At 70.6% G+C, this 26,572-nt stretch carries 22 protein-coding genes; 14 read left to right on the forward strand and 8 right to left on the reverse strand.

Annotated features, from left to right (window positions below; all coding sequences use genetic code 11):
• Nucleotides 1-29 precede the first annotated feature (29 nt).
• Complete coding sequence (locus BLT62_RS03895; protein ID WP_083362888.1) at nt 30-755, forward strand: YcnI family copper-binding membrane protein; 726 nt, start codon at nt 30-32, stop codon at nt 753-755.
• Nucleotides 756-775: 20 nt separating this feature from the next.
• Entirely contained in the window at nt 776-1,372 is a 597-nt protein-coding gene (locus tag BLT62_RS03900) for a copper resistance CopC family protein (RefSeq protein WP_172829624.1), read from the forward strand.
• A gap of 82 nt (nt 1,373-1,454) precedes the next feature.
• Here BLT62_RS03900 and BLT62_RS03905 read toward each other — a convergent pair whose 3' ends face one another.
• Nucleotides 1,455-2,120 carry a fasciclin domain-containing protein gene (locus BLT62_RS03905; RefSeq protein WP_083362890.1) on the reverse strand — a complete coding sequence of 222 codons (666 nt, stop codon included), beginning with the start codon at nt 2,118-2,120 and terminating at the stop codon, nt 1,455-1,457.
• 185 nt (nt 2,121-2,305) lie between these two features.
• Between BLT62_RS03905 and BLT62_RS03910 the strand changes: the two genes are divergently transcribed.
• The 3 genes from BLT62_RS03910 (at nt 2,306) to BLT62_RS03920 (ending at nt 7,296) form a co-directional block, all read left to right on the forward strand.
• Nucleotides 2,306-4,033 carry a cytochrome c biogenesis protein DipZ gene (locus tag BLT62_RS03910; protein ID WP_083362891.1) on the forward strand — a complete coding sequence of 576 codons (1,728 nt, stop codon included), beginning with the start codon at nt 2,306-2,308 and terminating at the stop codon, nt 4,031-4,033.
• A gap of 142 nt (nt 4,034-4,175) precedes the next feature.
• A complete protein-coding gene (gene recQ / locus BLT62_RS03915) occupies nt 4,176-6,182 on the forward strand; it encodes a DNA helicase RecQ (protein WP_083362892.1) in 2,007 nt (668 codons plus the stop codon).
• A 586-nt stretch (nt 6,183-6,768) separates the two neighbouring features.
• Nucleotides 6,769-7,296: a GNAT family N-acetyltransferase gene (locus BLT62_RS03920; RefSeq protein ID WP_083362893.1), complete on the forward strand. Its 528-nt coding sequence runs from the start codon at nt 6,769-6,771 to the stop codon at nt 7,294-7,296.
• Here BLT62_RS03920 and BLT62_RS03925 read toward each other — a convergent pair.
• The gene (locus tag BLT62_RS03925; protein ID WP_197675163.1) at nt 7,293-7,745 is read right to left on the reverse strand and encodes a GNAT family N-acetyltransferase; all 453 of its coding nucleotides are present in this window, start codon (nt 7,743-7,745) and stop codon (nt 7,293-7,295) included. The genes BLT62_RS03920 and BLT62_RS03925 overlap by 4 nt on opposite strands.
• 197 nt (nt 7,746-7,942) lie before the next feature.
• Between BLT62_RS03925 and BLT62_RS03930 the strand changes: the two genes are divergently transcribed.
• Nucleotides 7,943-9,739 (forward strand): glycoside hydrolase family 3 protein, encoded by a 1,797-nt coding sequence (locus tag BLT62_RS03930; RefSeq protein ID WP_156786444.1) that lies wholly within the window; start codon nt 7,943-7,945, stop codon nt 9,737-9,739.
• A 91-nt stretch (nt 9,740-9,830) separates the two neighbouring features.
• Here the strand turns inward: BLT62_RS03930 and BLT62_RS03935 are convergent, their stop codons facing one another.
• Complete coding sequence (locus tag BLT62_RS03935) at nt 9,831-10,445, reverse strand: Pr6Pr family membrane protein (RefSeq protein WP_083362895.1); 615 nt, start codon at nt 10,443-10,445, stop codon at nt 9,831-9,833.
• A gap of 257 nt (nt 10,446-10,702) precedes the next feature.
• Between BLT62_RS03935 and BLT62_RS03940 the strand changes: the two genes are divergently transcribed.
• Nucleotides 10,703-10,954, forward strand: coding sequence for a hypothetical protein (locus BLT62_RS03940; protein WP_083362896.1), 252 nt, complete (start codon nt 10,703-10,705; stop codon nt 10,952-10,954).
• Between the two features lie 170 nt (nt 10,955-11,124).
• Here the strand turns inward: BLT62_RS03940 and BLT62_RS03945 are convergent, their stop codons facing one another.
• On the reverse strand, nt 11,125-13,176 hold the full coding sequence (locus tag BLT62_RS03945) for an Ig-like domain-containing protein (protein WP_172829625.1): 2,052 nt from the start codon (nt 13,174-13,176) through the stop codon (nt 11,125-11,127).
• 268 nt (nt 13,177-13,444) lie between these two features.
• Between BLT62_RS03945 and BLT62_RS03950 the strand changes: the two genes are divergently transcribed.
• Together BLT62_RS03950 and BLT62_RS03955 are read left to right on the forward strand one after the other, a co-directional pair.
• On the forward strand, nt 13,445-15,661 hold the full coding sequence (locus BLT62_RS03950; protein WP_083362898.1) for an acyl-CoA dehydrogenase family protein: 2,217 nt from the start codon (nt 13,445-13,447) through the stop codon (nt 15,659-15,661).
• A 6-nt stretch (nt 15,662-15,667) separates the two neighbouring features.
• Nucleotides 15,668-16,702, forward strand: coding sequence for an LLM class F420-dependent oxidoreductase (locus BLT62_RS03955; protein WP_083362899.1), 1,035 nt, complete (start codon nt 15,668-15,670; stop codon nt 16,700-16,702).
• Here BLT62_RS03955 and BLT62_RS03960 read toward each other — a convergent pair.
• The 4 genes from BLT62_RS03960 to BLT62_RS03975 all read right to left on the reverse strand — a co-directional run bounded on the left by BLT62_RS03960 (nt 16,699) and on the right by BLT62_RS03975 (nt 21,161).
• On the reverse strand, nt 16,699-17,424 hold the full coding sequence (locus BLT62_RS03960; protein WP_083362900.1) for a DUF2652 domain-containing protein: 726 nt from the start codon (nt 17,422-17,424) through the stop codon (nt 16,699-16,701). The two genes, BLT62_RS03955 and BLT62_RS03960, sit on opposite strands and share 4 nt — an antisense overlap.
• A 61-nt stretch (nt 17,425-17,485) precedes the next feature.
• Nucleotides 17,486-19,177 (reverse strand): MFS transporter, encoded by a 1,692-nt coding sequence (locus BLT62_RS03965; protein ID WP_083362901.1) that lies wholly within the window; start codon nt 19,175-19,177, stop codon nt 17,486-17,488.
• 234 nt (nt 19,178-19,411) lie between these two features.
• Nucleotides 19,412-19,996 carry an HhH-GPD-type base excision DNA repair protein gene (locus tag BLT62_RS03970; protein WP_083362902.1) on the reverse strand — a complete coding sequence of 195 codons (585 nt, stop codon included), beginning with the start codon at nt 19,994-19,996 and terminating at the stop codon, nt 19,412-19,414.
• 142 nt (nt 19,997-20,138) lie between these two features.
• Nucleotides 20,139-21,161, reverse strand: coding sequence for a malate dehydrogenase (locus tag BLT62_RS03975; protein ID WP_083362903.1), 1,023 nt, complete (start codon nt 21,159-21,161; stop codon nt 20,139-20,141).
• 443 nt (nt 21,162-21,604) lie between these two features.
• On the opposite strand from BLT62_RS03975, the gene BLT62_RS03980 reads away from it, so the two are divergent.
• Genes BLT62_RS03980 through BLT62_RS04000 form a run of 5 tightly spaced genes read left to right on the forward strand, consistent with a single transcriptional unit; the run spans nt 21,605 to nt 26,559 of the window.
• On the forward strand, nt 21,605-22,678 hold the full coding sequence (locus BLT62_RS03980; RefSeq protein ID WP_083362904.1) for a Gfo/Idh/MocA family protein: 1,074 nt from the start codon (nt 21,605-21,607) through the stop codon (nt 22,676-22,678).
• Entirely contained in the window at nt 22,675-23,667 is a 993-nt protein-coding gene (locus tag BLT62_RS03985; protein WP_083362905.1) for an NAD-dependent epimerase/dehydratase family protein, read from the forward strand. The genes BLT62_RS03980 and BLT62_RS03985 overlap by 4 nt, the downstream gene beginning before the upstream one ends.
• Complete coding sequence (locus BLT62_RS03990) at nt 23,664-24,812, forward strand: DegT/DnrJ/EryC1/StrS family aminotransferase (RefSeq protein WP_083362906.1); 1,149 nt, start codon at nt 23,664-23,666, stop codon at nt 24,810-24,812. Before BLT62_RS03985 ends, BLT62_RS03990 begins: the two co-directional genes overlap by 4 nt.
• A complete protein-coding gene (locus BLT62_RS03995) occupies nt 24,809-25,447 on the forward strand; it encodes an acetyltransferase (protein WP_083362907.1) in 639 nt (212 codons plus the stop codon). The genes BLT62_RS03990 and BLT62_RS03995 overlap by 4 nt, the downstream gene beginning before the upstream one ends.
• On the forward strand, nt 25,444-26,559 hold the full coding sequence (locus BLT62_RS04000) for a DegT/DnrJ/EryC1/StrS family aminotransferase (protein ID WP_197675164.1): 1,116 nt from the start codon (nt 25,444-25,446) through the stop codon (nt 26,557-26,559). The genes BLT62_RS03995 and BLT62_RS04000 overlap by 4 nt, the downstream gene beginning before the upstream one ends.
• The last annotated feature ends 13 nt before the right edge of the window (nt 26,560-26,572 follow it).

Here is a 26,572-nt window from a genome sequence, read left to right on the forward strand (position 1 = left end):
CGGCCCTCGGCACCACACCAAGGATTCTCATGACCAGCCGTACCCGCTCCACCCGCACCCTCGCATTCGCCGGCCTCGCCGCCGGAGCCCTGCTCGCCGTCGGCGCGCCCCTGGCGGCATCCGCCCACGTCGGCGTCACCCCGAGTGACACCGCCGCCGGCTCCTACTCGCTGCTGACCTTCTCGGTCGGCCACGGCTGCGACGGCGCCGCGACCACCCGCATCGCCATCGACATCCCCGAGAGCATCGTCAGCGTCACCCCGACGGTCAACCCCAACTGGACCATCGAGAAGGTGAAGACGGGCGACGGGGATGCCGCCCGCACCTCGCAGGTCGTCTACACCGCCATCGCGCCGCTGGAGGACGGCCTGCGCGACACCTTCGTGCTCTCGGCCAAGCTGCCGGCGGAGGCCGCTGGGGACACGCTCGAGTTCCCGGTGCTGCAGACCTGCACGGTCGGCGAGACCAACTGGAACGAGACGACCGTCGCCGGAGAGGCCGAGCCGGACGCCCCCGCGCCCGCCTTCACGCTGACCGAGGCGTCTGCGGAGGGTGACGGCCACGGCCACGGCGGCGCGACGACCGAGAGCACGAGCGGCGACGCGTCCGCGACTGCGGCAGGCGACAGCTCCGTGGCCCCGGCCGCGCCGAGCGCCGACATCGTCGCCCGCGTGCTGGGCGTCGTCGGCCTCGTCGTCGGTGCCGTCGGCATCGCGCTGGCCGTCATCACCCGCCGTTCAGCAGCCTCGAAGTAGGCGGTGGCAGCATGCTCGGCATGAAGAACCGTCGCACCGGCGCCTCGATCGCGCTCGCCCTGGCACTGGGAGTCGTGCTGTTCGGCGCCGCCGCGCCCGCCTCCGCGCACAACCAGGTGCTCGACACCGTTCCGGCCGCCGACTCGGTGGTGACCGAGCAGCCGGGCACCTTCTCGGTGACCACGAGTGACGCCCTGTTGCAGGCGGAGTCTGGCAACGCCATGGTCGTCAGCGGGCCGGCATCCGACCCGCGCTACTACGGGGAGGGCTGCGGCGTCGTCACCGGCGGAACGCTCGCGCTCGACGCGCAGCTCGGCGAGCCCGGCATCTACACGGTGACCTGGCGGGGCATCTCGGTCGACTCGCACGTGATCTCGGACTCCTACGAGTTCGAGTGGGCGCCGGGCGCCGGCGTCGAGCTCGCCGAGGGCACCGTCGAGCCGAGCTGCGCTGCTGCGAGCTCGGGGGATGGCCAGGCCACAACCGCGCCGGATGCCGGCAACAGCGGTAGCGAGCCGGCCGTCGCCCTCGGCGACGTGCTCTGGATCGGCGGCAGCATCGTCGCGGCGCTGCTCGCCGTCCTGCTCACTGTGGTGTTGGTGCGCCGCAAGAGCTAGCACGCGCAGCACGCGCGAAGCGGCCCGGGTTCTGTGGAACCCGGGCCGCTTTCGCGTCGGTCGCTCGGCCGACGGTGTGCACTCAGTTGCTCGGCATCAGCACCGAGTCGATCAGGTACACGGTCGCGTTGGCCGTGTGCACCCCGCCGCAGATCACGGTGGCGTCGTTGACCTTGAGGTTCTCGCCGCTGCCGGTCACCTCGACCGTGCCGCCCTGCACTGTCGTGTGCGTGCCGACGATGGCATCCGGAGCGATCTGGCCGGGCACCACGTGGTAGGTCAGGATGCTGGTCAACAGGGCCGAGTCGGTCTTCAGCGTGTCGATGGTGGCCGGGTCGATCATCGCGAACGCGTCATCGACGGGGGCGAACACGGTGAACTCCGAGCCGTTGAGCGTGTCGACCAGGTTGACGTCGGGGTTCAGCTGGCCGGAGACCGCGGCGGTCAGCGTGGTCAGCATCGGGTTGTTCGACGCGGCCACGGCGACGGGGTCCGCCGACATGCCCATGATCGAGCCGTCGCCGGAGGGGACGGCCTCTGCGTACGCCGCGCAGCCGGGGCCGACGAGGTCGGCGGCCGGGTCAGCGGTCATCGCCTGCGGGGTGCTGCTCTGCGAGGTTTCCGGGCTGCTCGAGTCGGAGCTGCCGGAGCCGGCCGTCGAGGCGCCCATGGAACAGCCGGCCAGGGCGAGCGTCGCGACGGCCGCGACCGAGAGGGTGGTGAGCGTGCTGCGGGTGAAGTGTCGCATGGAAGATCTCCTTCGATAGTTCGGCGGATGCCGGGGCCCACGCGCTGTGAGGGGCTCGACAGGGGATTCGGCGGCATCCGCGAATCGGATTGGTCGAATGCGCAGAAAAGTCCGGGCAATCTCTTCCGGGCGCCGCACCGAACCCCTGGCAGCCGAATTCTCGGCCACCGTTTCGAGAGGAAATCGTGCTCACCCTCGCACTCATCGGCTTCGCCGGAGGCCTCATCACCGGCATCTCGCCGTGCATCCTGCCCGTGCTGCCCGTCATCTTCCTGTCGGGCGGCGTGCAGAGCGCGCGCACCCAGGCGGGCGCAACGGATGCCGCGCCCGCCACCCCCTCCCGCTGGCGGCCCTACCTCGTGATCCTCGGCCTCGTCGTCAGCTTCAGCGTGTTCACGCTGATCGGCTCGCTGATCCTGGCCCTGCTCGGGCTGCCGCAGGACGTGCTGCGCTGGGCCGGCCTCGTCGTGCTGGTGCTGATCGGCGTCGGGCTGATCGTGCCCCGCTTCGAGGCGATCCTCGAGAAGCCGTTCGCCTGGATTCCGAAGAGGGACGTGGGCACGGAGCGCGGCGGCTTCGTGCTCGGCCTCGCCCTCGGCGCCGTCTACGTGCCGTGCGCCGGGCCGGTGCTGGCCGCCATCACCGTCGCCGGCTCGACGGGGCGCATCGGCCTGGAGACCGTCGTGCTGACCGCGAGCTTCGCCGTCGGCGCCGCGCTGCCGCTGCTGGTGTTCGCGCTCGCCGGGCGCCGGGTCGCCGAGCGGGTGCGCAGCTTCCGCACCCATCAGCGCGGCATCCGCATCACCGGCGGAATCGTGATGATCGCCCTCGCCATCGGCCTGGTCTTCAACGTGCCGCAGCTGCTGCAGCGGCTCGTGCCCGACTACACGAGCGCGCTGCAGGACCAATTCGGCAACTCGGAGCAGGTCGACCAGGCTCTCGACCTCGGCGGGCTGGTGAACGAGCAGAACAAGGACCTCGACCAGTGCACGAACGGGGCGAGCACCCTGCAGAGCTGCGGCACCGCTCCAGATCTCACCGGCATCCAGCAGTGGTTCAACACCCCGGGAGACGCGCCGCTCGCACTCGACCAGCTGCGCGGCAAGGTCGTCCTGATCGACTTCTGGGCCTACTCCTGCATCAACTGCCAGCGCTCGGTCCCGCACGTCGTCGCCTGGGACAAGGCCTACCGGGCGGCCGGGCTTGAGGTGATCGGCGTGCACTCGCCCGAGTATGCCTTCGAGAAGGAGCCCCGCAACGTGGTGGCCGGGGCCGCGGCCCTCGGCATCGACTACCCGGTCGCCCTCGACAACAGCCTCTCGACCTGGACCAACTACCGGAACCGCTACTGGCCGGCGCACTACCTGATCGACGCCGACGGCACCGTGCGGCACATCCGCTTCGGCGAGGGCGGCTACGCCGACACCGAGAAGCTGATCCGCGAGCTGCTCGTCGCGGCCAACCCGGATGTGCAGCTGCCCCCGGCCACCGAGGTAGCCGACACCACGCCGAGCGCCGGGGCGACGACCCCCGAGACGTACCTCGGAACCACCAAGGCCGTGAACTTCGGCGGGGCCGAGAAGTACTCGGCGTCCACGAGCCGGTTCAGCCTGCCGGCCGAGCAGCCGAAGGACAGCTTCGCCCTCGCGGGCGAGTGGGCCCTCGGGACCCAGTCGATCGAGCCGGCCGCCGCCGGGGCCGCGATCCGGCTGAACTACAGCGGCAGCGAGGTGCGCATGGTCCTCGGAGGCAGCGGGACGCTGACGGTCACGGTCGACGGCGTCGACCACGCCATCGAGGTGAGCGGCGTGCCGCGCTCCTACGAGCTGCTGAAGACGGATGCCGCGGCATCCGGCACCCTCACCGTCGCAGCGGGTCCGGGCGTGCAGGCCTTCTCCTTCACCTTCGGCTAGACCACGGCACCCCGGCCCGCTGGTCGAGTAGGCGCGCCAGCGTCGTATCGAGACCCGGTTTCCAGCGAGAAACCGAGCATCGCGCCAGGCGGCTCTGACACCTCTCGCCGGAGCTGTCAGGGCCGCCGGTTACACTCAACGGGTGACTTTTCTAGCGGAACCAGACTGGGCTGACGAGGGCTTCCCGCCTCCCCCCGAAGACGACTGGGCGCCGCCGGAAGACGGCTGGGTGCCGCCGGAGGACCCGTACTTCGCGCAGGCGCAGGCCCCCGCAAGGGCCTACGCGGCCGCCGCGTCGACCCCCGCTCGCCCGGCCCCGGCGAAGTTTGCCAGTGCTGCAGAGGCGCTGCACACGGTGTTCGGGTACGAGTCCTTCCGCGGCGAGCAGGCCGCCATCATCGAGCAGCTCGCGGGCGGCGGCGACGCCGTCGTGCTGATGCCCACCGGCGGCGGCAAGAGCCTCTGCTACCAGATCCCGTCGCTGCTGCGCGAGGGGACGGGCATCGTCGTCTCGCCGCTGATCGCCCTGATGCAAGACCAGGTCGACGCGCTGAACGCCGTCGGCGTGCGCGCCGCCTACCTGAACTCCACCCAGGACCCCGGCACCCGGGCATCCGTGGAGCAGGCCTACCTCGCCGGTGAGCTCGACCTGCTCTACATCGCCCCGGAGCGGCTCGGCACCGAGCAGGCCAAGCAGTTCCTGGCCCGCGGCCATGTGGCCCTGTTCGCGATCGACGAGGCGCACTGTGTCTCGCAGTGGGGGCACGACTTCCGCCCCGACTACCTCGCCCTCGGCGAGCTGGCCGAGCGCTGGCCCGACGTGCCGCGCATCGCGCTCACCGCGACGGCGACGGATGCCACGCACAAGGAGATCACCTCCCGGCTGCACCTGCAGCGGGCCGCGCACTTCGTCTCCAGCTTCGACCGGCCGAACATCCAGTACCGCATCGTGGAGAAGAACGAGGTGCGCAAGCAGCTGCTCGACTTCATCCGCACCGAGCACGCCGGCGACGCCGGCATCGTCTACGCCCTCTCCCGGGCGACGACCGAGAAGACGGCGGCCTTCCTGCAGGCCAACGGCGTGAACGCGCTGCCCTACCACGCGGGCCTCGACGCCGGCGTGCGCGCCCGCACCCAGTCCCGCTTCCTGCGCGAGGACGGCATCGTCGTCGTCGCGACGATCGCCTTCGGCATGGGCATCGACAAGCCCGATGTGCGCTTCGTTGCCCACATCGACCTGCCGAAGTCCGTCGAGGGCTACTACCAGGAGACCGGCCGCGCCGGCCGCGACGGCGACCCGTCGACGGCCTGGCTGGCCTACGGACTGCAAGACGTCGTGCAACAGCGGCGCATGATCGACTCCTCGCCGGGCGACCTCGCGCACAAGCGACGCATGGCCGCGCACCTCGACGCCATGCTCGCGCTCTGCGAGACGGTGGAGTGCCGCCGCGTCAACCTGCTCAGTTACTTCGGCCAGTCGAGCGCGCCCTGCGGCAACTGCGACACCTGCCTGGCCCCGCCCGCCTCCTGGGACGGCACCGTGCCCGCCCAGAAGCTGCTCTCGACCGTCGTGCGGCTGCGCCGCGAGCGCAACCAGAGCTTCGGAGCCGGCCAGATCGTCGACATCCTGCGCGGCAAGCAGACGCCCCGCACCAGCCAGCACAAGCACGAGGCCCTGGCCACCTGGGGCATCGGCGCCGACCTCAGCGACCAGCAGTGGCGCGGCGTCGTGCGCCAGTTGCTGGCGCAGGGCCTGCTGGCCTCGACCGGCGACTACGGCACCCTGGCGATGACGGATGCCGGTGCGGAGGTGCTCTCCGGCAACCGCGCCGTCTCGCTCCGCACGGAGCCGGAGCGCACCGCGTCGCGCAGCACCCGCTCGAGCAAGCAGGCCGCGGCGCTGTCCGACCTCAGCCCGGCCGGCGTCGAGCTGTTCGAGGCGCTGCGCGCCTGGCGCTCCGAGACCGCCAAAGAGCTCGGCGTGCCCGCCTACATCGTGTTCGGCGATGCGACGCTGCGCGCCGTGGCGTCGGCGACGCCGCGCTCGCTGGCCGCGCTCGACGGCATCACCGGCATCGGCGCCAAGAAGCTGGAGGCCTACGGCGACGCCCTCGTCACGGTCGTCTCCGCCTTCGCCCCCGCCGGCTAGCCCCACACCGTTGGCTCGAGGGAGCGCCCACCTCGTTGGCTAGAGGGAGCGCCAGCGACCGAAGCCAACACCGCCTCGTATGCACCCGTTGGTCGAGTAGCGAGGAACGAGCGTATCGAGACCTCGCACGAGGCCCGTTTCCGCGCTGGAAACCGGGTCTCGATACGGCCCTGGCGGGCCTACTCGACCAGCGGGTGTCTCGCCACCCACACTCCCCGTTGGCTGCCCCCACCCGCTGGTCGAGTAGCGAGGAACGAGCGTATCGAGACCTCGCACGAGGCCCGGTTCCCCGCGGGAAACCGGGTCTCGATACGGCCCTGGCGGGCCCACTCGACCAGCGGGTGGGGACGCAACCGGCGCGGCTGAGGAGCCGGCCGAGGCGGATCGGGAGGCCGGCGGGGGATGGGGAGGCGGCTTTCGGTCGAAAGTTGCCTCCCGATCTCCGGGTTGCCTCCGCATCCGGCGTCTCTCCCGTCGGCTGGCGGGAGCGCAAGTGCAACTCCCGTTGGCTCGAGGGAGCCTGCGACCGAAGCCAACGCCGCCGCCCTCCTTGCCCCGTGTCAGTGCCCGGTCGTAGCCTCGTCGCATGGACGAGACGATCACGCTCCGCCCCTGGAGCGACAACGACTTCCCCGTGTTGGAGCGCAGCAACACCCCCGCGATGACGGTCTTCCTCGGCGGCCCGGAATCCGAGGAGGCGCTGCGCAACCGGCACGCCCGCTTCCTGCGGCTCTGGCAGGAGGGCGAGGCGCGCATGTTCGTCGTCGAGAGCTCCCGCGAGCCGGAGCCGGTCGGCTCGATCGGCTACTGGAAGAAGCAGTGGCAGGGCGAGGACGTCTATGAGACGGGCTGGAGCATCGCGACCGCCCACCAAGGGCGCGGACTTGCCGCACGCGCCCTCGCCCTGTGCGTCGCGGATGCCGTGCAGCAGGGTGATCGCCCGCTGCTCCTGGCGTTCCCCCGAATCGACAATGTCGCGTCCAACGCCCTCTGCCGCAGGGGCGGCTTCACGCTGCGCGGCGAAGTCGACTTCGAGTACCCGAAGGGCAACCCCATCCGCTCGAACATCTGGGCCCACGAGCTCGCGGCCGCGGCGTCGGCGCACCGACTCTAGTCGAGCCTCTTGCTCATGTTCACGGCCGCGATCGCGTAGCCGAGCGACTCGTAGAGCGCCTGCGCACCGGTGTTGTAGCCGAACACGTTGAGGCCGATCGACTGGGCGCCGAGCGCGCGCGCCTCTGCCTCGCCGAGCTGCAGTGCCTCCCGGGCGTAGCCGTTGCGGCGGTGCGCCTCGGCGATCTCCACGTCCCACACCCACCAGTCCGTCGTGCTGCCGAACTGCGGCCCAATCCAGAGGTGGCCGACGACGGTGCAGCCGGCATCCGGGAGCACCACGTCGAAGACCTGGTGCAGGGGCAGCGGACGGCCGGTGCCGAAGTAGCGCTCCGTCGACTCGGCTGCGCGGAGGCCCGCCAGCTCCGCCGACTCACCGGCCTCGATGCGGGACAGGCGAAACTCCTCCTGTGAGGCACGGATCCACGTTGCGAGTCGATCTTCAGGCATGGGTTTCAGCTGCACGCTCATCCCTCGATGATCGCACGTGCCCGGTGCCGGCCCACAGGCAGCCCACGCGAATTCCCCGAACCCACTCGAAAACCGAATCACATTCGGGTTATGCTGCGTGGAGCGCAGCGCTGCGCGCCCGATCGACTTCGGAGAAGTCGCCGAGAGAGGACACCATGCCTGAGTCGTCTGAGACCATGACCGCGGATGCCGCGGCATCCGCCCCCATCGACCCGAGCTTCCGCGATGCGAGCCTGCCCATCGACGAGCGGGTCGAGCGGCTGCTCGGCCAGATGACGCTGGAGGAGAAGGCCGGCCTGTTCTTCCAGACCATGATCACCATGGGCGAGGACGGCCAGCTGGCCGGGGCGGACGCCACCTTCGGCCTGCCCTCGACCGACGACTACATCAACGGCCTGCAGATGACGCACTTCAACCTGCTCGGCTCGGCGCCGAGCGCCGAGCTCATGGCGGAGTGGCACAACCGCCTGCAGGGGCTCGCGGCGAAGACGCGCCTGGGCATCCCCGTCACGCTGTCCTCCGACCCGCGCCACTCCTTCAGCGACAACCCCGGCGTCGCCATGAACGCCGGCCCGTTCTCGGAATGGCCGGAGACCCTCGGCCTCGCAGCCATCGGCGACACCGAACTGGTCGAGCGCTTCGGCGACATTGCCCGCCAGGAATACCTCGCCGTCGGCCTGCGCGTCGCCCTGCACCCGCAGATCGACCTCGCCACCGAGCCGCGCTGGTCGCGCCAGGTGAACACCTTCGGTGAGAGCGCCGAGCTGAGCGGCGCCCTGGGCGCCGCCTACATCCGCGGCTTCCAGGGCCCGGAGATCGGCCCGGAGTCCGTCTCCACCATGACCAAGCACTTCCCGGGCGGCGGCCCGCAGAAAGACGGCGAGGACCCCCACTTCGCGCACGGCCGCGAACAGGTCTACCCCGGCGACAACTTTGAGCACCACCTCAAGCCTTTCGAGGATGCCTTCGAGGCCGGCACCAGCCAGATCATGCCCTACTACGGCATGCCCATCGGCACCGAGTACGAAGAGGTCGGCTTCGGCTTCAACAAGAGCGTCATCACCGGCCTGCTGCGTGAGCGGTACAAGTTCGACGGCATCGTCTGCACCGACTGGGGCCTGATCACCGACGCCGAGATCATGGGCCAGCCGTTCCCGGCCCGCGCCTGGGGCGTCGAACACCTCAGCCCGCGCGAGCGCATGGTCAAGGTGCTGGAGGCCGGTGCCGACCAGTTCGGCGGCGAGGACGTGCCGGAGCTGCTCATCGAGATCGTCCGCTCCGGCGACGTCAGCGAGGCGCGCATCGACGAGTCCGCGCGCCGCCTGCTGCGCGAGAAGTTCCGCCTCGGGCTGTTCGACGCGCCCCTCGTCGACGTCGCCAACGCGGTGCGCACCGTCGGCAACGAGGAATTCCGCGCCGCCGGCGCTGCCGCCCAGCGCGCGGCGATCACGGTGCTGACCAACAGCACCTCGGATGCCGGCGCGCCCACGCTTCCGCTGGCCCGCGGCATCCGCGTCTACGTGGAGGGCGTCGACGCCGAGGTCGCGGCCGGCTATGGCACCGTCGTCGGCACCCCGGCCGAGGCAGACGTCGCGATCGTGCGCCTGCAGGCCCCATTCACCCCGCGGGAGAACCACTTCGAGAATTTCTTCCACCAGGGCTCGCTCGACTTCGACGCCGAGACCGTCAACCACGTCCGGGCGCTGGCGGCGGTCGTCCCGACCGTGGTGGACGTGTTCCTGGACCGTCCGGCGATCCTCACCCCGATCGTCGGCGACGTCGCCGCGATCGTCGGCAACTTCGGCGCCAGCGGCGCCGCGTTGCTCGACGTGCTGTTCGGTGAGTTCACGCCGCGGGGCAAGCTGCCGATGGAGCTGCCGAGCAGCATGGCCGCCGTCGAGGCGAACCGCCCCGATGTGCCCTTCGACACGAAGGACCCGTTGTTCCGCTTCGGCCACGGCCTGAGCTACTAGCGGCTGCAGCCGGCGGCAGCAGGCTGAAACGGCATGAGCCGCACGCGGAACGGGACGTACCCACTGGGGCGGCCCGTTCTGCGTGCGCGCCCTAGGGCCGCAGGATCCGGGTCCGGCTCAGGGCGTACGCCCCATAGCCGAAGAGGATCGTCACCGCCGCGATGAGCAGGCAGTACACGCCAACGGAGGGGTAGCCGGTGGCCGGGTCGAGGAAGGGGTAGGGCACCCAGCCGTCGTTCGCGCCACGGATCAGCACGACGACGAGCCAGATCGCCGGGTAGATCAGCATCACCCAGAGCTTGTCGAAGGGCAGCTTCACCTTGTCGCCGAACAACACCCAGTCGAGAACGGCGTAGATCGGGATCCAGACGTGGAGGATGTCGTTGGACCACGGCACATTGAACGAGCCGTCGAGGCCGGCATCCGCCAGAAGCGTGTTGTAGACGAGGCCGACGATGGCCATCACCACCGTGGCGAGGGCCCGCAGATACGAGAGCCAGCTGGGCTGGGCGCGTTCACGAAAAATGAAGAACGCCGAGAGCGCGAACGCGGCGGCGGCGATGATGTTGCTCTGCATCGTGAAGTAGCCGAAGAAGTTGAACGGATTGACCTCTGTTCCGGCGGCCGTGCTCTGGAACTGTGCAACGATCGCGATCACGATCGCCAGCGCCGCCGCCGTTCGAAGTGTTGCGAACACGTACTTCACGAATACCCCCGTCTCACGGTGGGGCGCGAAGCTCGCGCGCCACGGGCTTGAGCGTAGCGAATGTGCGCGGAGCGGCGCGACGTCCAACACCCCCGCGGCCACACCGCGCCTTGTGGAGAGCGGGTGCCGCCCGCCACGCTGTGCGCAGCGGGCTCACCTCTGCCCGCCCGACGAAGGGCAACGCTCTGGCCAACAGATCCCTCAACCGTCGCCCCGGTGGCGTCACGGCGGCAGCGGTACTCGCCTGAATCTCGGGTGTGCTCGACATTGTGGGTGGCGTTCTTCTGCTCTTCATGCAGCACGAGCCTGAGATCGTGCTCTCTGTCGGCGGAACCGCTCCGATTCTCACCACAGCGATCGTCAGCATTGTGGTCGGCGTGGTTGTGGTGGCGGTGGCCAACGGCCTCCTCCGCGGCAAGAGCGGTTCCCGCCTCGTCGTCACGATTGTCGAAATGCTCTCGCTCAGCGCGAGCATCTTCACCGCTTTCGTCGCTCCAGCGCCTTTCTGATCCGAACTCGTGAGCATTCCGGTTGCGGTGCTCGTGCTGGCGCTGCTGTAGTCGCGTTCGGCCAACGCGTTCTTCCGCGGCTGATCGCTCCGGGTGCCGCGGATGCCTGACGCCTGAAGTGGTGAAGGGCGTGTCTCGTCGAGACACGCCCTTCAGCGCAGGCACGCCCGCTAGCGTGCGGCGTCGGCCTTGCGCCTGCGCAGGAGCAGAGCTGCACCGCCGAGGGCGAGCAGCAGGAACGCTGCGATGCCGACCGGGAGCACGTCACTTCCCGTGCTCGCCAGGGGCATCGTTGGCGTCGTCGTGGTTGGAACAGCCGGAGCCGGAGCCGGAGCCGGAGCCGGACTCGGCGTTGGCGTTGGAGTCGGCGTCGGCGTTGGCGTGGGAGTTGGCGTCGGCGTTGGAGTCGGTGTGGGTGTCGCGGAAGCCGCGACCGTGACCGTGAGCATGGCCGACTCCGAGGGCGTGTTCCTCGCGTCACCGCTGTAACGGGCCGTGATCGAGTGGCTGCCGACCTCCAGGGCCGAGAGGGCCAGGGTGGCGACGCCGGAGCTGACGGCGGAGGTGCCGAGCGAGGTGCTGCCGTTGAAGAATTCGACGGTTCCGCTGGGGGCGATGGTCCTGGAAGGGGCGATGGCAGCGCCGGTGACGGTCGCGGTGAGCTCGACGGCGGTGCCGACGGCTACCGAAGCCGGCGCGGCGGTGAGTGCTGTGCTGCTGGCGGCTTTGGTGATCGTGACGGTGCTGGCTGCTGAGGTTGAACCGGTGTTGTTGGCGTCATCTGCGTACACGGCGGTGACCGAGTAGTCCCCAGCCGGGAGTGCCGAGGTGGTGAGTGTGGCGACGCCCGAGCTGTTGAGAAGTGCGGTGCCGATGGACGTTCCGCTGGCGAAAATTTCGACGTTGCCGCCGACGTCGTGACCGGTGACGGTTGCGGTGAATGTCACGGCCGAACCGACAGTGTGGGTGCCCGGCGCGGCGGTGAGAGTTGTGCCGCTGGCGGCTTTGGCGACCGTGATGATGGTGGCCACGGACGTTGAGGTGTTATTGCTCGCGTCGCCCACATACACGGCTGTGATCGACCGCGAACCAACGTCGATGCTCGACGTCGTGAGTTGTGCGAGAGCGGAGCTGTCGAGCGCCACGGCACCGAGCAAGACGCCGTTGTCGAAGAACTCCACGTTGCCACCAGGGGTGAATCCGGCAACAGTTGCGGTGAGCGTGACATCCGATCCAACTGTGGTCGATGCATGGCTGGCGGCGAGAGTTGTGCTGCTGGCGCCTTCGGTAACGGTGACGGTGCTGGCTGCTGAGGGTGAGCTGGAGTTGTTGGCGTCGCCTGCGTAGACGGCGGTAACCGAGTAGTCCCCAGCCGGGAGCGCCGAGGTGGTGAGGGTGGCAACGCCCGAGCTGTTGAGCGGTGCGGTGCCGAGGGAGGTGTCGCTGGCGAGGATTTCGACGTTGCCGCCGACATTGTGGCCGGTGACGGTTGCGATGAATGTCATGGCCGAACCGGCGCTGGGGGTGCTCGGGGAGGCGGTGAGCGTGGTGTTGCTGGTGGCCTTTCCGACTGCGACGGCGATGGGGTCCGAGTCCGAAGCCTTGTTGTTGTCGTCGCCGCTGTAGTGAGCGGTGATGGTGTGTGTGCCGGCGGTGGGGAACGAGATGCCGACCCCGAGAATACTGGCCTGAGCGTCCGGCGTGCTCGTGAATGCGAGACTGCCGATGACGGTGCTGCCACTGCGCACCTCGACAGTGCCCGTTGGACCATTCCCGTTGACGACCACGATAATCTGGCTGGGAATTCCTGCGACCGCTGGGCGCGGTTCGCCGAAGAGCGTGGTTGTGTTCGCCTTCGTGCTCAAGGTGGCGGTTGCGGCGTTCGAAAGTGGTGAGGGTGCGTTGTTCCCATCACCGAGGTATTTGGCGGTGAACGTGACGCTGCCTTCCTGAAGGCCGCTTATGGTCATGGACGTTGCGCCGTTGGCGAGGAGCGCTCTAACTAATTCGGCACCATTTTGGTAGATCTGCACGTAGCCAGTGGGGTCGTCGCCACTCACGGTTGCGGCGACAGTGATGACCGCCCCGGGGCGCGCTGAGGCCGGGGTGACGGTCAGCGTGGTGGTGGTTGGCGCAAGCGCTGGGTCCGCGTGGGCGGGCGCCGCGATTCCGATGCTGAGAATTGCCGCTAGGGCGATGGTCGCGATCACGGGTAGGCGCATTTGACTGATCATACGTGTGTCGGGGACGTGGAGCAGCCGATGCGTATCCCAAAGAGAAGGGGTCGCTCCGATAATTGTGCCCGGGCCTGCCCCGAGTCTCTTGTCGAAGACCTCCGGATGCCGCGCGCAGTTCTTGTGGGATTAACACAGCGCCTCTGCATCCGCTCTTCGGGTTCTTTGTAGCCCGCTGACGCATCATTGGCCCCCGCCGGCTGTACCTCATAGCGTGGGGGCAGATTCGTTTCCACGCGAAGAATGAGGACCAACGATGGTTGACACCGCCCGCAGCACCGCCCCAGCAGACGACGTCGTGGCGCAGACCGCCCCGGCCCCCGCGGCCGCGACGGACACCGGCCCGATCCAGATCGCCGGCGCCCCCGGCGCCCCGCGGGTCGACACCGCCAAGCTCGGCCGGCAGCTGCTCGGCAGCTGGCCGGAGCAGCGCCTCGCCTCCCGCGAGCTGGCCGGCCGCCCCGAGATGCAGCGCATCGAGGGGCAGAGCAAGGAGGAGCACCGCGAGCGCGTGCTCGGCCAGCTCAAGCTGCTGGTGGAGAACGGGCAGGTGCTCCGGGCGTTCCCGGAGGCCCAGGGCGGCCACGACGACCACGGCGGCAACATCGCCGGCTTCGAGGAGCTCGTGCTGGCCGACCCGAGCCTGCAGATCAAGTCCGGCGTGCAGTGGGGCCTCTTCGCCGCGGCGATCCTGCACCTCGGCACCACCTACCACCACGAGACCTTCCTCCCCGGCGCCATGAACCTCGAGGTGCCCGGCGCGTTCGCCATGACCGAGATCGGCCACGGCTCCGACGTCGCCAGCGTCGCCACCACGGCCACCTACGACGAGGCCACGCAGGAGTTCGTCATCCACACCCCGTTCCGCGCGGCGTGGAAGGAATACCTCGGCAACGCGGCCGTGCACGGCAAGGCCGCGACGGTGTTCGCCCAGCTCATCACGAAGGGCGTCAACCACGGCGTGCACGCGCTCTACGTGCCCATCCGCGACGACAACGGCGAGTTCCTGCCCGGCATCGGCGGCGAGGATGACGGCCTCAAGGGCGGCCTGAACGGCATCGACAACGGCCGGCTGCACTTCACGAACGTGCGCGTGCCGCGCGTCAACCTGCTCAACCGCTACGGCGACGTCGCAGAGGACGGCACCTACACGAGCCCGATCGCAAGCCCCGGCCGCCGCTTCTTCACGATGCTCGGCACCCTCGTGCAGGGCCGCGTCTCGCTCGACGGGGCCGCCGCCGCGGCATCCGCCATGGGCCTGGCCATCGCCATCAAGTACGGTGCGGAGCGCCGCCAGTTCACGGCGGGCAGCGACACCGACGAAGAGGTGATCCTCGACTACCAGCGGCACCAGCGCCGCCTGCTGCCGCTCCTGGCCACCACCTATGCCGCGTTCTTCGCGCACGACGAGTTCCTGGTGAAGTTCGACGCCGTCTTCAGCGGCAGGGCAGACAGCGACGCCGACCGCGAAGACCTGGAGACCCTGGCCGCCGCGCTCAAGCCGCTCAGCACCTGGCACGCGCTGGAGGCCCTGCAGGAGTCCCGTGAGGCCTGCGGCGGGGCAGGCTTCATGGCCAGCAACCGCCTCGTCGGCCTGCGCCAGGACCTCGACGTCTACGTCACCTTCGAGGGCGACAACAATGTGCTGCTGCAGCTGGTGGCCAAGCGCCTGCTCACCGACTACGCCAAGAAGTTCGCCAAGGCGGATGCCGCGACCGTCGCCCGGCTGGTCGCCAGCCAGGCCGCCGACCGCGCCTACCACGGCAGCGGGCTGCGGAGCCTGGCCCAGACCGTCGCCGACTTCGGCTCGACGGCCCGCTCCGTCGACCACCTGCGCGACGCGGGCTCCCAGCGGGAGCTGCTCACCGACCGGGTCGAGACGATGATCGCCGGCGTGGCCGGCGTGCTGCGCGAGGCCAAGGGCATGAGCAAGGCGGATGCCGCCGCGCTGTTCAACTCCCAGCAGAACGAGCTCATCGAGGCCGCCCGCGCCCACGGCGAGCTGCTGCAGTGGGAGGCGTTCACCCGCGCCCTCGACACCTGGAACGCCTCCACCGACCCGGGCACCACCCAGGTGCTCACCTGGCTGCGCGACCTGTTCGGCCTCGGCCTGATCGAGAAGCACGCCGCCTGGTACCTGATCAACGGGCGCCTCTCTCCGCAGCGCGCCCAGTCGGTCAGTGCCTACATCGATCGCCTGCTCGGGCGCCTGCGCCCGCACGCCGTCGACCTTGTCGACGCCTTCGGCTACGGCCCTGAGCACCTGCGGGCCACCATCGCCACGGGCATCGAGAAGGAGCGCCAGGACGAGGCGCGCGAGTACTACGCCCAGCAGCGGGCGTCCGGAACGGCGCCGCTGGACGAGAAGGTGCTCGCCAAGGCGGCGGCGAAGGCGGCCAAGGACGCGGCCAAGGTCGCGCAGAAGGAGGCGGCCAAGGCCGCGCCGAAGCCCACTGCCCGGGTTGAGAAGTAGCCGGCCGTGCGGTTCGGCTACAGCCTCGGCTATTGGCGGCAGGGCCCGCCGGCCGGCGCGCTCGAGGCGGTGCGGGAGGCCGAACGGCTCGGCTTCGACTCCGTCTGGACCAGTGAGGCGTACGGCTCCGACGCGCTGACCCCCCTGGCCTGGTGGGGCGCACAGACGGAGCGGCTGAAGCTCGGCACCGCGATCATGCAGATGTCGGCGCGCGCGGCCACGGCCACGGCGATGGCCGCCATCACCATGGACCACCTGAGCGGCGGCCGATTCATCCTCGGCCTCGGCGCCTCCGGGCCGCAGGTGGTCGAGGGCTGGTACGGCCAGCCGTACCCGAAGCCGCTGGCGCGCACCCGCGAGTACGTCGACATCGTGCGTCAGGTGCTGGCCCGCGAGGCGCCGGTCACGAGCGAGGGCCCGTTCTACCCGCTGCCGTACAGCGGCGCGGACGGCTCCGGGCTCGGTAAGCCGCTCGTCTCCACCGTGCACCCACTGCGCCGTGACCTGCCGATCTATCTGGCGGCAGAGGGGCCGAAGAATGTGGCGCTCTCCGCAGAGATCGCCGACGGCTGGCTGCCGTTCCTGTTCTCGCCGCAGCAGAGCGCGGAGGCCGAGGCGCAGCTGGCCGCCGGCTTCGCGCTCCGCTCCGGCGAGCGCTCGCCGGCATCCGCCTTCGAGGTGGCCGTCACGGTGCCGGTCGAGCTGAACGACGACGTCGAGAAGGCGGCGGATGCGGTGCGCCCGACGATCGCGCTCTATGTCGGCGGCATGGGCGCCAAGGGGGCCAACTTCCACCGCGACGTGGTGGCCCGCATGGGCTACGAGGCCGAGTGCGACACCATCCAGGAGCTGTTCCTCGCCGGGCGCAAGGCCGAGGCCGTCGCGGCCGTCCCGACCCGCCTGGTCGAGGAGATCGCCCTGATCGGGCCGGCCGCGAAGATCCGCGACGAGCTGGCCCGCTGGGAGGAGTCGGTCGTCACGACGATCCTCGTGCAGGGAGACATCCGCACGGTGCGCGGCGTGGCCGAGCTACTCGGCTAGCGCGTGCCCTCCGCGCGGGGGCGGCGCAGGCCGAGCATGTAGGGCAGGCCGAGCCCGGCCGCCGCGAACGTCCGCCCGAGCCGGTTGGACCAGCGCGGTGCCGGCAGCGGGGCGGCCGCGGCGAGCTCCCCGCCGCCGAGATCCCCGATGTCCAGCACGAAGGCGCGTGCGGTGCCGATCCCCTCGAGCTCGTCGGAGATCTCCTGCACAGGGGCGGAGGGCAGGTGGTCGCCCGCGCCGTAGAGCTCCTCGGAGAGGAGCACGTACTCGGGGATCGTGACCGGGTTCTTCAACCAGCGGTGGGCGAGGATGACGTCGATCCCGACGAGCTTCTGCCGCTGCCGGATCGTCTGGGTCGCCACATCGCCGATGTGGGCGACGAACTTGAGCTTGAGGTTGGCGGCGCCCTTGCAGCCGGTGCACGGGCAGAGGTTCGCCGCGACATTCTGGCGTTCCAGGTGGAAGGCGCGGTGCATGGCGAGGGCGACCTGGAGGAGCGCCAGGACGGTGCCGTCCGTCTCGGGTGCGACGGCCGGCCGCGAGAGGAAGGCGGCGTCCCCCTCGATCTCGATGAGCTCGTAGCCCGGGGCGGCGTCGATCATCTTGTCGAGCATGCGCGCGGTGTTCACCTCGGCGTGCGCGAGACTCATCCGATGGGTGCTCATGTAGTCGGTGTACCCGCCGATGTCGGCAATCAGCAGGACCGCACGCCCAGATTCCATGGGCCAAGGATGCCACCAGCACCCGCGATCCTCAATCGGCAATCCGCACCAATTCCTGCGGTCACGGGCTGGCCGGCGGTTCCTCGTGCGGTTCCCTCGGCTCATAGCGCTGCAGCATGTCGTCGACGTTGCTCGTCGCCTGCCGTGCGCTCGGCGTGTAGCCGAGCACGACGGAGAGGAATCGGCCGGAGTCGAGCGCACGCAGGCGCAGCTCGCCCCTGGCCAGCACGGACGCCGTGCGGCGCGTGCTGCGGAGCAGTGCGATCTCGCCGAAGCCCTCCCCGGGGCCGAGCGTCGCGATGAGCCGGCCGTCGCCCACCACCTCGGCCTGTCCCGCTTGGATCAGGTAGTACCTGTCCCCGACGTCGCCCTGCTGGAACACCCACTGGCCAGGGGGCACGACGACGGGCTCCAGGCCGCGGGCGAGCCGTTCGACGGCGGGCAGGGGCAGGGCGGCGAACATGGGCACGCGCCGGAGCAGTGCGGCATCCGCGTCGAGCATGTCGACGGACCGGTCCAGGCCCCGCAGTCGGCGCCAGGCGGCCGTGGCGAGCAGCGGGCAGAGCAGCCCGATCGCGATGAGCGTGGTCTGCACGCCCGCCCACTCCACGAGCAGGGAGGCGGCGATGGCCCCGATCCCGATGAACACGGTGACGAGGGCCTCCAGCACGCCGAAGACGCGGGCCAGCACCTCGTCGGGGGCCCGCCGGGCGATCAGGGTGAAGCCGGCGACGTCGATCAGGGCGTTGCCCACGCCGACGAAGGCCAGCAGCCCCAGCGCCGCGGACTGCTGCGGCACGAGCCCCACGAGGGTGAGCGGGAGCCCCCAGAGCGCGACCCCGACGGCGAACCAGGCGCCGAGGCGCCCGGTGCCGACCAGCAGGGAGGCCGCGAGCGAGCCGAGCACCGCGCCGACTCCGACGGCGGCCATCAGGGCGCCGACGCCGGGCTCGCCGGTGCCCAGCAACTCGATCGCCACGACGACCGAGAGCACGGTGAGCGCACCTCGGGTGAGGGCCTGTGCGGCGGCGAGTCCGAGGATCAGCGTGAGGTCGCGGTCGTGGGCCACCACACGGATGCCCTCGGCTGCCTCCCCGAGCAGGTTCGGGCGCCGCACGGCGGGCGGACGGGGCGGGGCCTCGTAGCGGAGCCGCACGAGCAGCGCGGCCGCCCAGAACGAGGAGGCGGCGGCGACCGCGAACACGACGGACACCCCGGTGAACTGCAGCAGCAGCGCAGCCAGCAGGGGGCCGACGAGCGTCGCCGCGGAGTCGAGCAGCCCGCGCACCATGTTGGCGCTGGCGAGTTCGTAGCCGGTGCGGCAGAGTGATGGCAGCAGTGCAGAGTGCGCGGGCCGGTAGAGGGTGGCGGCGATGGTCGAGAGCACGGCGAGCACGTAGATGACCAGCGGCGGGCCGGCCAGGGCGGCGACGAGCGCGGCTCCGGCCGTCGCGACGCCGCGCACCGTGGAGACCAGGATCAGCACCCGCTCGCGGCGCCCGCGGTCGGCGAGCGGCGAGAGCAGCGGGGCGAGGATCGCCGACGGCACCATGCGGAGCAGCCCGACCAGGCCGAGGGCGGCCGCGCCGCCGTCACGGTAGGCGACGATGCCGAGCGCGACGGTGAAGGCCCACTCGGCGGTCCACGCCCCGAGGAAGCTCAGCTGGGCTCGGCGCAGGTCGGGGTTGCGCACGTTGCTGGTGAAGGCGGCGGCCGCCTGGCCGAGCCTGTTCCGGCGTCCGTCGCCTCCCATGAGTGGAGTCTAGAACTCGGATGCCGCCGCGCTCCACGCCCGCGGGGGCTCGCATTGTCCGCTGGCTCGTGGGGGCGCCAGTTCCCCGTTGGCTCGAGGGAGCGTGCGACCGAAGCCGACATCGCTCTCACGTTGGCTCGAGGGAGCGTGCGACCGAAGCCGACCCCGAAACCCGGTAACCATCGGTGGCGGTTTCGCGGGTTTCCGTGGGCTGGGCTGCCGCCTTTCGCGACGCTACGCCTTCTTCGCCGCCGCCTTGGCCGCCTTCTTCGCCTCGCGCACCCGGGCGAGCGTCTCGGCATCCGTGATGTCGGCGACCGAGTGGCAGGAGCCCTCCTCGCCGTACGGCCCGGCCGCCTCCCGCCAACCGGCGGCCTGCAGCCCGCGCTGCTTGCCGAGCAGCGCCAGGAAGATGCGGGCCTTCTGGTCGCCGAAGCCGGGCAGCTGCTTCAGCCGCTTGAGCACCTCGGCCCCGCTCGGGGCGCTGCCGTCGGCGGTCGGGGCCGTCCAGATCGCCTCGGCGTCGCCGCCCCAGTCTCGCTCGATGATGCCGCACAGCTCCTGCATCCTGGCCGCCATCGAACCGGGGAAGCGGTGCACGGCCGGGGTCTGCCGACAGATCTCGACGAACGCCTCCGGGTCGTAGTGGGCGATCGTCGCGGCGTCCAGCGTGCCGAGTCGCTGCCGCAGCTTCTCCGGCCCGGCGAACGCCGTCTCCATGGTCACCTGCTGGTCGAGCTGCATGCCGAGCAGCAGTGCCAACGGGCTGGAGTCCAGCAGTGCGTCGCTGGCCGCATCCCCGGTCAAGTACATGTTCATCTCATTCCACTTCGGTCATTGTCGTCGAGACTGCTCGACTTGTAGTTCGGACGCCTCCCAACTACAAGTCGAGCAGTCTCGACGAGGGGGCGAGGGGGCGAGGGAGCGAGGGGCGGGGAGGGGAGAGGGCGAGGGAGGGCGGTCAGAGCAGGCCGAGGGCGCGGACGGCGTCACGCTCGCCGGCGAGCTCGGCGACCGAGGCGTCGATGCGCGCGCGGGAGAACTTCGAGACCGCCAGGCCCTGCACGATGCGCAGCTGCCCGTCGACCGACTCGACGGGGAACGAGCTGATCAGCCCCTCCGGTACGCCGTAGGAGCCGTCGGAGGGCAGCGCGACCGAGGTCCAGCCGGCGCCGGGGGAGGTGCCGCCCACCCAGTCGCGGACATGGTCGATCGTGGCCGAGGCGGCCGAGCCCACAGACGAGGAGCCGCGCACCTCGATGATCTCCGCGCCGCGCTTCGCCACCCGCGGGATGAACTCCTCGGCCAGCCAGCGCTCTGCGGCATCCGCCCCGCCGAGGCGCTCCGCGAGCAGGGGGAGCACGGGCGCCCCGTCGAGCGTCGCATGCGAGACGTCGGGGTACTGCGACGCCGAGTGGTTGCCCCAGATGGTGACATCGCGGAGGCCGCCGACCGGCGCGTCCAGTGCGGCGGCGAGCTGCCCGAGCGCCCGGTTGTGGTCCAGTCGGGTGAGCGCCGTGAAGCGCTCGGCCGGCACGTCCGGCGCGTGCGCGCTCGCGATGAGCGCGTTCGTGTTCGCCGGGTTGCCGACCACGACGACCCGGACGTCGTCGGCGGCGCCGGCGTTGATCGCGGCGCCCTGTGGCCCGAAGATGCCGCCGTTGGCCGCCAGCAGGTCTGCCCGCTCCATCCCGGGGCCGCGCGGGCGCGCGCCGACGAGCAGAGCGACGTTCACCCCGTCGAAGGCGGCCGTGGCGTCATCCGTCACGTCGACGCCGGCCAGCAGCGGGAAGGCGGCGTCCTGCAGTTCGAGCGCCGCGCCCTCCGCCGCCTTCAGACCCTGCGGGATCTCGAGCAGCCTGAGCCGCACCGGCACATCGGCGCCGAGCATCTGCCCGGACGCGATGCGGAACAGCAGCGCGTAGCCGATCTGGCCGCCGGCCCCGGTGAGTGTGACGGTAACGGGAGTCTGTGAGTTCGCCATAGTCCACACTAACCACGCCGGCGCAAGCCGAGAAAGATCTGCCGGACACCACGCATCAGGGATGCGCAGTTCGCGGACCCGGGAGGGCAGAGCCGAGCCAACTCCGGGCTCGGCGCGGGTGCGCCGGCGCCCGGCGTTTCCACGCAGCCGGCGCATGTGCGCCCCGTTCGGGGGGTGGACAGTCCTCCTGCGTGGTGGAAGTGTCGCCATCGTGAGCAAAGCTCAAGGCTTCGCAGTTCCCGAATGCGAGCCGTTCTCCCGCACACAGCAGAGAGCGGCGACCTGTCGCGCCGACCGGACACAACCGTTCGGTCTTCGCCGGCGAACTCACTCCTCTGTGTGGCGTTCCCTACGACAACCACCCCGGCTCCTTTGCGACCTCTTGAGGGATGTGACCGTTACCCGAACGGCAACATCGTCGACGAACAGACAGGGGGAGAACAGTGAGTTCTGCATTGCGAGTAGCGGTGATCGGCGCCGGATACTGGGGCCCCAACCTGGCGCGCAACTTCCATAACAGCGCGGATTGGGAGCTTGCGGCCATCTGCGATCTGGATGCCGGCCGCGCCGAGGCCCTGGCCAGGCGTTTCACCGGCACGGCAGCGGTCAGCGAGTTGAGCGCCGTGCTCGAGGACCCGGACATCGACGCGGTGGCGATTGCCACCCCGGCGCGCACGCACCACGCCATTGCGACGGCGGCGCTGACCGCCGGCAAGCACGTGCTGGTCGAGAAGCCACTCGCGGACAGCGGCCTCCACGGACGCAGCATGGCCGAGATGGCGGAGCGCTGCGGCCTCGTTCTGATGGCCGACCACACCTACTGCTACACGCCGGCTGTGATGAAGATCCGCGAGCTGATCGAGGCGGGCGAGCTCGGCGACATCCTGTTCATCGACTCGGTGCGCATCAACCTGGGCCTGATCCAGCCGGACGTCGACGTGTTGTGGGATCTGGCCCCGCACGACCTGTCGATCATCGACTTCATCCTGCCGGGCGGGCTCCGCCCGCTCAGCGTCTCGGCGCAGGGCGCCGACCCCTTGGGCGCCGGAAAGGCGTGCATCGGCTATCTCACCCTGCCGTTGGCGAACGGCGCCGTCGCCCACGTGCACGTCAACTGGCTCAGCCCGACGAAGATCCGCACGATGATCATCGGCGGTTCCAAGAGGACCCTCGTCTGGGACGACCTGAACCCGCAGCAGCGGGTCAGCGTGTACGACCGCGGCGTCGACCTGCAGACGCAGCGCGTCGGCGGGGTCGACCGCAGGGCGGCGATGGTCTCCTACCGTCTGGGCGACACCTGGTCGCCCGCCCTCGTCGAGCGGGAACCGCTCGACGCAATGGCCGCGGAGTTCGCGGCGAGCATCCGCGAGGGGCGCGCCCCGCGCACTGATGCGGGGTCAGGGCTGCGCGTGCTCGAGGTGCTGGAGGCCGCCAGCCGCAGCCTGGCGGAGGCGGCAGCGCCACCCCGGGGCCCCGAGGACCCCGCGGCGCGGGCACTGGTCGGCGAGCTGGCATGACCAGGCTCGAGGGCGCCCGTGTCTTGGTCACGGGCGGGGCCGGCACCATCGGCTCGACGATCGTCGACCAGCTGATCGAGGCAGGCGCCGCCCATGTCGACGTGCTCGACAATTTTGTGCGCGGGCGTCTGGCGAACCTGGAGCCCGCGCTGCAGAGCGGCCGCGTCTCGGTGATCGACGGCGACATCCGCGACGCCGAGCTGCTGCACAAGGCGACCGCCGGCAAGCAGCTGGTGTTCCACCAGGCAGCGATCCGCATCACGCAGTGTGCGGAGGAGCCCCGCCTCGCCCATGATGTGCTCTCGACCGGCACCTTCAACGTGCTCGAGGCCGCCGTGGCAGCCGGGGTCGAGAAGGTGGTGTCGGCGTCGAGCGCCTCGGTGTACGGCCTGGCCGAGGAGTTCCCCACCACAGAGCGCCACCACCACCACAACAACGACACCATCTACGGCGCGGCCAAGTCCTACGGCGAGGGGCTGCTGCGCAGCTTCCGGGCGATGTCCGGGCTGAACTACGTTGCCCTGCGCTACTTCAACGTGTACGGGCCGCGGATGGATGTGCACGGCCTGTACACCGAGGTGCTGGTGCGGTGGATGGAGCGCATCGCCGACGGCAAACCGCCGCTGATCTTCGGCGACGGCCTGCAAACGATGGACTTCGTCTTCACCACGGACATCGCCAGGGCGAACCTCGCCGCTGCCGCGAGCCCCAGCGTGGAGGGTGTGTTCAACGTGGCGAGCGGGACCGAGACCACCCTGCTCGGCCTGGCCGAGGCGCTGCTGGACGTCATGGGGTCGGAGCTGTCGGTTGAGCACGGGCCGGAGCGGGCCGTCAACGGCGTCTCGCGCCGCCTCGCCGACACCAGCTCCGCGCGCGATCAGCTCGGCTTCGAGGCGCGCGTCGACCTGCACGATGGGCTGCGGCAACTGGTGGAGTGGTGGGAGCCGCAGCGCGAGGAGATCGCCGCGGGGCGGGTAGGTGCACCATGAGCCGCATCAACGTGATGAAGCCGTGGATGGGCAGCGAGGAGGTGCTCGCGCTCGCCGAGGTCATCGCATCGGGCTGGGTCGCCCAGGGTCCCCGGGTGGCCGAGTTCGAGGCGCAGTTCGCCGAGGCCATGGATGCCGCGCATGCCGTCGCGACCTCGAACTGCACCACGGCGCTCCACCTGGCACTGCTCGTTGCCGGCGTCGGGCAGGGCGACGAGGTGGTCGTGCCCTCCTTCTCCTTCATCGCCACGGCAAACGCCCCCAGCTATGTGGGCGCCCGGCCGGTCTTCATCGATGTCGACCCGCTCACGGGCTGTGTCACCGCGGAGGGCGTCGCGGCCGCGATCACCCCGCGCACCCGCGCGGTCATCGTTGTCGACCAGGGCGGCGTTCCGGTGGACATCGACCCGATTCGCGCGCTGTGCGACCCGCTCGGCATCGTCGTGATCGAGGATGCCGCCTGCGGGGCCGGCTCGAATTACAAGGGGCGTCCCGTCGGAGCGGGCGCCGTGCTCACGACATGGTCGTTCCACCCCCGCAAGCTGCTGACGACCGGCGAGGGCGGCATGCTCACGACCTCGAACCCGGAGTGGGCCGCGCGGGCCAGGCGGCTGCGCGAGCACGCGATGAGCGTCTCGGCCGCCGACCGGCAGGCCAGCCTGCTGGCGCCGGCGGAGGAGTACGTCGAGATCGGCTTCAACTATCGGATGACGGACCTCCAGGCCGCCGTCGGCATCGTCCAGCTGGGGCGGCTGCCCGAGATCGTGCGGCGGCGGAGGGAACTCGCGCGCGCCTACACGGAGGCGCTGGCCGACATCGACGGGCTCCGCCCCGTCGCCGACCCCGAGTGGGGAACATCGAACTTCCAGTCCTATTGGGTCGAGGTCGAGGAGGGCTTCCCGCTCGGCCGCGAGGAGCTGCTCGAGGCGCTGGCCTCTGCCGGGATATCGGCCAGGCGCGGCATCATGGCCGCACACCGCCAGCCCGCATACCAGGGGGTCGAGGTGGGCGCGGAATCGCTGCGGGTGACCGAACGCCTGACCGACAACACGCTCATCCTGCCGCTCTTCCACCAGCTCGAAGACGAGGAGCAGAGCCGGGTGCTCGCGGTGCTGAGCGATTCCGCGCGCGGGGAGTTCTCGTGATCGACCTCGTGTTGTTGGCGGCGAGCGGCCTCGCCAGGGAGCTCGCGGCGGCCGATCTGGGCGAGGCGCGCATCATCGGCGTGCTCGACGACGACGCCGACCTGCACGGAACAGAATGCGCCGGCCTGCCCATCCTCGGGGGCCTCGACCGCGCCCAGGAGCTGGACGCGCAGTTCGTGCTGTGCATCGGCTCGGGTCGGGCCCGCCGGGAGGTGCTGTCCCGGCTCGGGCGGCTCGGCATTGGCGAGGAGCGCTTCGCGCGCGCCGTTGACGGCTCCGTGCGTGTGCCGCCGAGCTGCCGGATCGGGGCAGGAAGCATCGTGCTCGCCGGCACCGTGCTCACCACGGATGCCGCAGTGGGCAGCCACGTCGTGATCATGCCCAACGTCACCCTCACCCACGACACCATCGTGGAGGACTTCGCCACGCTCGCCGCCGGGGTGACACTCGGCGGCGCCGTGCGCGTGGGCGAGGCGGCCTACCTCGGCATGAACGCGTCGGTGCGGCAGGGCGTGAGCATCGGCCGCGACGCCGTCGTCGGGATGGGCGCCGCGGTGCTGCAGTCCGTTCCGGCCGGTCAGGTGTGGGCCGGTGTGCCCGCGCGGCCCATTGGACACAAGGGGGGAGAGTCATGAACGGTGAACTGACGAGGGTCCCGATGTTGGACCTGGCGTGGCAGAGCGCACAGATCGCGCAGGCCGTGCAGACCGGATTCGAGCGGGTGATCGCTGCATCCGCGTTCATCCAGGGCCCGGATGTCGCAGAGTTCGAGCGCGAGTTCGCCGAGTACTGCGGCACCGGGCACGTCATCGGCGTCGCCAACGGCACCGATGCCCTCGAACTGGCACTGCGCGCGGCGGGAGTGGGAGGCGGCGACGAGGTGATCGTGCCAGCCAACAGCTTCGTCGCCACCGCGGAGGCCGTGCTGCGCGCCGGGGCGCGTCCCGTGTTCGCCGACTGCGACGACAACTACCTGCTCGACCCGGCCAGCGTGGCCGGGGCACTCAACCCGCGCACCCGTGCCATCGCCGCCGTGCACCTGTACGGCCAGGCCGCCCCCGTCGAGCAGCTGCGCGCCCTCGTCGGCGATGACGTTGTCCTCCTCGAAGACGCCGCGCAGGCGCAGGGCGCGACACGCCTGGGGCGTCGGGCCGGCGCGCTCGGCGACGTGGCCGGCACGAGTTTCTACCCAGGCAAGAACCTCGGCGCCTACGGCGACGCGGGGGCGGTCATGACGGCATCCGACGAAGTGGCCGGCCGGGTGCGGGCCCTCGCCAACCACGGCGGGCTGCGCAAGTACGAGCACACCCTCCCCGGCACCAACTCGCGGCTCGACACCCTGCAGGCCGTCGTGCTCCGGGCCAAGCTCGCCCTCCTCGACGGCTGGAACGCCGACCGGCGCAGGCTGGCCGCGCGCTACGACGAGCTGCTCGCCGCGGCGGAGCGGGTGCGCACGCCCGGCACCGCGGAGGGCAATGTGCACGTGTTCCACCAGTACGTGGTGCGTGTGCCCGAGCGCGATCGCGTCGTGGCCGAGCTCAACGCCCTCGGCATCGGCGTCGGGGTGCACTACCCCCTGCCCATCCACCAGCTGCCGGCATTCAGCGCCTTCGCCCCGCGCCCCGGAGCAGTTCCCTCCGCCGAGGCGGGCGCGCCTGAGCTCATGTCGCTTCCGATCTACCCCGGCCTCAGCGAGCAGCAACAGGACGCCGTCGTCGACGGCCTCCTGTCTGTGCTCCGGCACTAGCAAGGCGCGCACG

Source organism: Microterricola viridarii (assembly GCF_900104895.1).
Classification (GTDB): domain Bacteria; phylum Actinomycetota; class Actinomycetes; order Actinomycetales; family Microbacteriaceae; genus Microterricola; species Microterricola viridarii.

Bases quoted from the DNA above. Each gene is read 5' to 3' on its own strand.
- BLT62_RS03895 (WP_083362888.1), top strand. From the start codon at position 30: ATGACCAGCCGTACCCGCTCCACCCGCACCCTCGCATTCGCCGGCCTC.
- BLT62_RS03900 (WP_172829624.1), top strand. From the start codon at position 776: ATGAAGAACCGTCGCACCGGCGCCTCGATCGCGCTCGCCCTGGCACTG.
- BLT62_RS03905 (WP_083362890.1), bottom strand. From the start codon at position 2,120: ATGCGACACTTCACCCGCAGCACGCTCACCACCCTCTCGGTCGCGGCC.
- BLT62_RS03920 (WP_083362893.1), top strand. From the start codon at position 6,769: ATGGACGAGACGATCACGCTCCGCCCCTGGAGCGACAACGACTTCCCC.
- BLT62_RS03925 (WP_197675163.1), bottom strand. From the start codon at position 7,745: ATGCCTGAAGATCGACTCGCAACGTGGATCCGTGCCTCACAGGAGGAG.
- BLT62_RS03930 (WP_156786444.1), top strand. From the start codon at position 7,943: ATGACCGCGGATGCCGCGGCATCCGCCCCCATCGACCCGAGCTTCCGC.
- BLT62_RS03945 (WP_172829625.1), bottom strand. From the start codon at position 13,176: ATGCGCCTACCCGTGATCGCGACCATCGCCCTAGCGGCAATTCTCAGC.
- BLT62_RS03950 (WP_083362898.1), top strand. From the start codon at position 13,445: ATGGTTGACACCGCCCGCAGCACCGCCCCAGCAGACGACGTCGTGGCG.
- BLT62_RS03960 (WP_083362900.1), bottom strand. From the start codon at position 17,424: ATGGAATCTGGGCGTGCGGTCCTGCTGATTGCCGACATCGGCGGGTAC.
- BLT62_RS03965 (WP_083362901.1), bottom strand. From the start codon at position 19,177: ATGGGAGGCGACGGACGCCGGAACAGGCTCGGCCAGGCGGCCGCCGCC.
- BLT62_RS03970 (WP_083362902.1), bottom strand. From the start codon at position 19,996: ATGAACATGTACTTGACCGGGGATGCGGCCAGCGACGCACTGCTGGAC.
- BLT62_RS03975 (WP_083362903.1), bottom strand. From the start codon at position 21,161: ATGGCGAACTCACAGACTCCCGTTACCGTCACACTCACCGGGGCCGGC.
- BLT62_RS03985 (WP_083362905.1), top strand. From the start codon at position 22,675: ATGACCAGGCTCGAGGGCGCCCGTGTCTTGGTCACGGGCGGGGCCGGC.
- BLT62_RS03990 (WP_083362906.1), top strand. From the start codon at position 23,664: ATGAGCCGCATCAACGTGATGAAGCCGTGGATGGGCAGCGAGGAGGTG.
- BLT62_RS04000 (WP_197675164.1), top strand. From the start codon at position 25,444: ATGAACGGTGAACTGACGAGGGTCCCGATGTTGGACCTGGCGTGGCAG.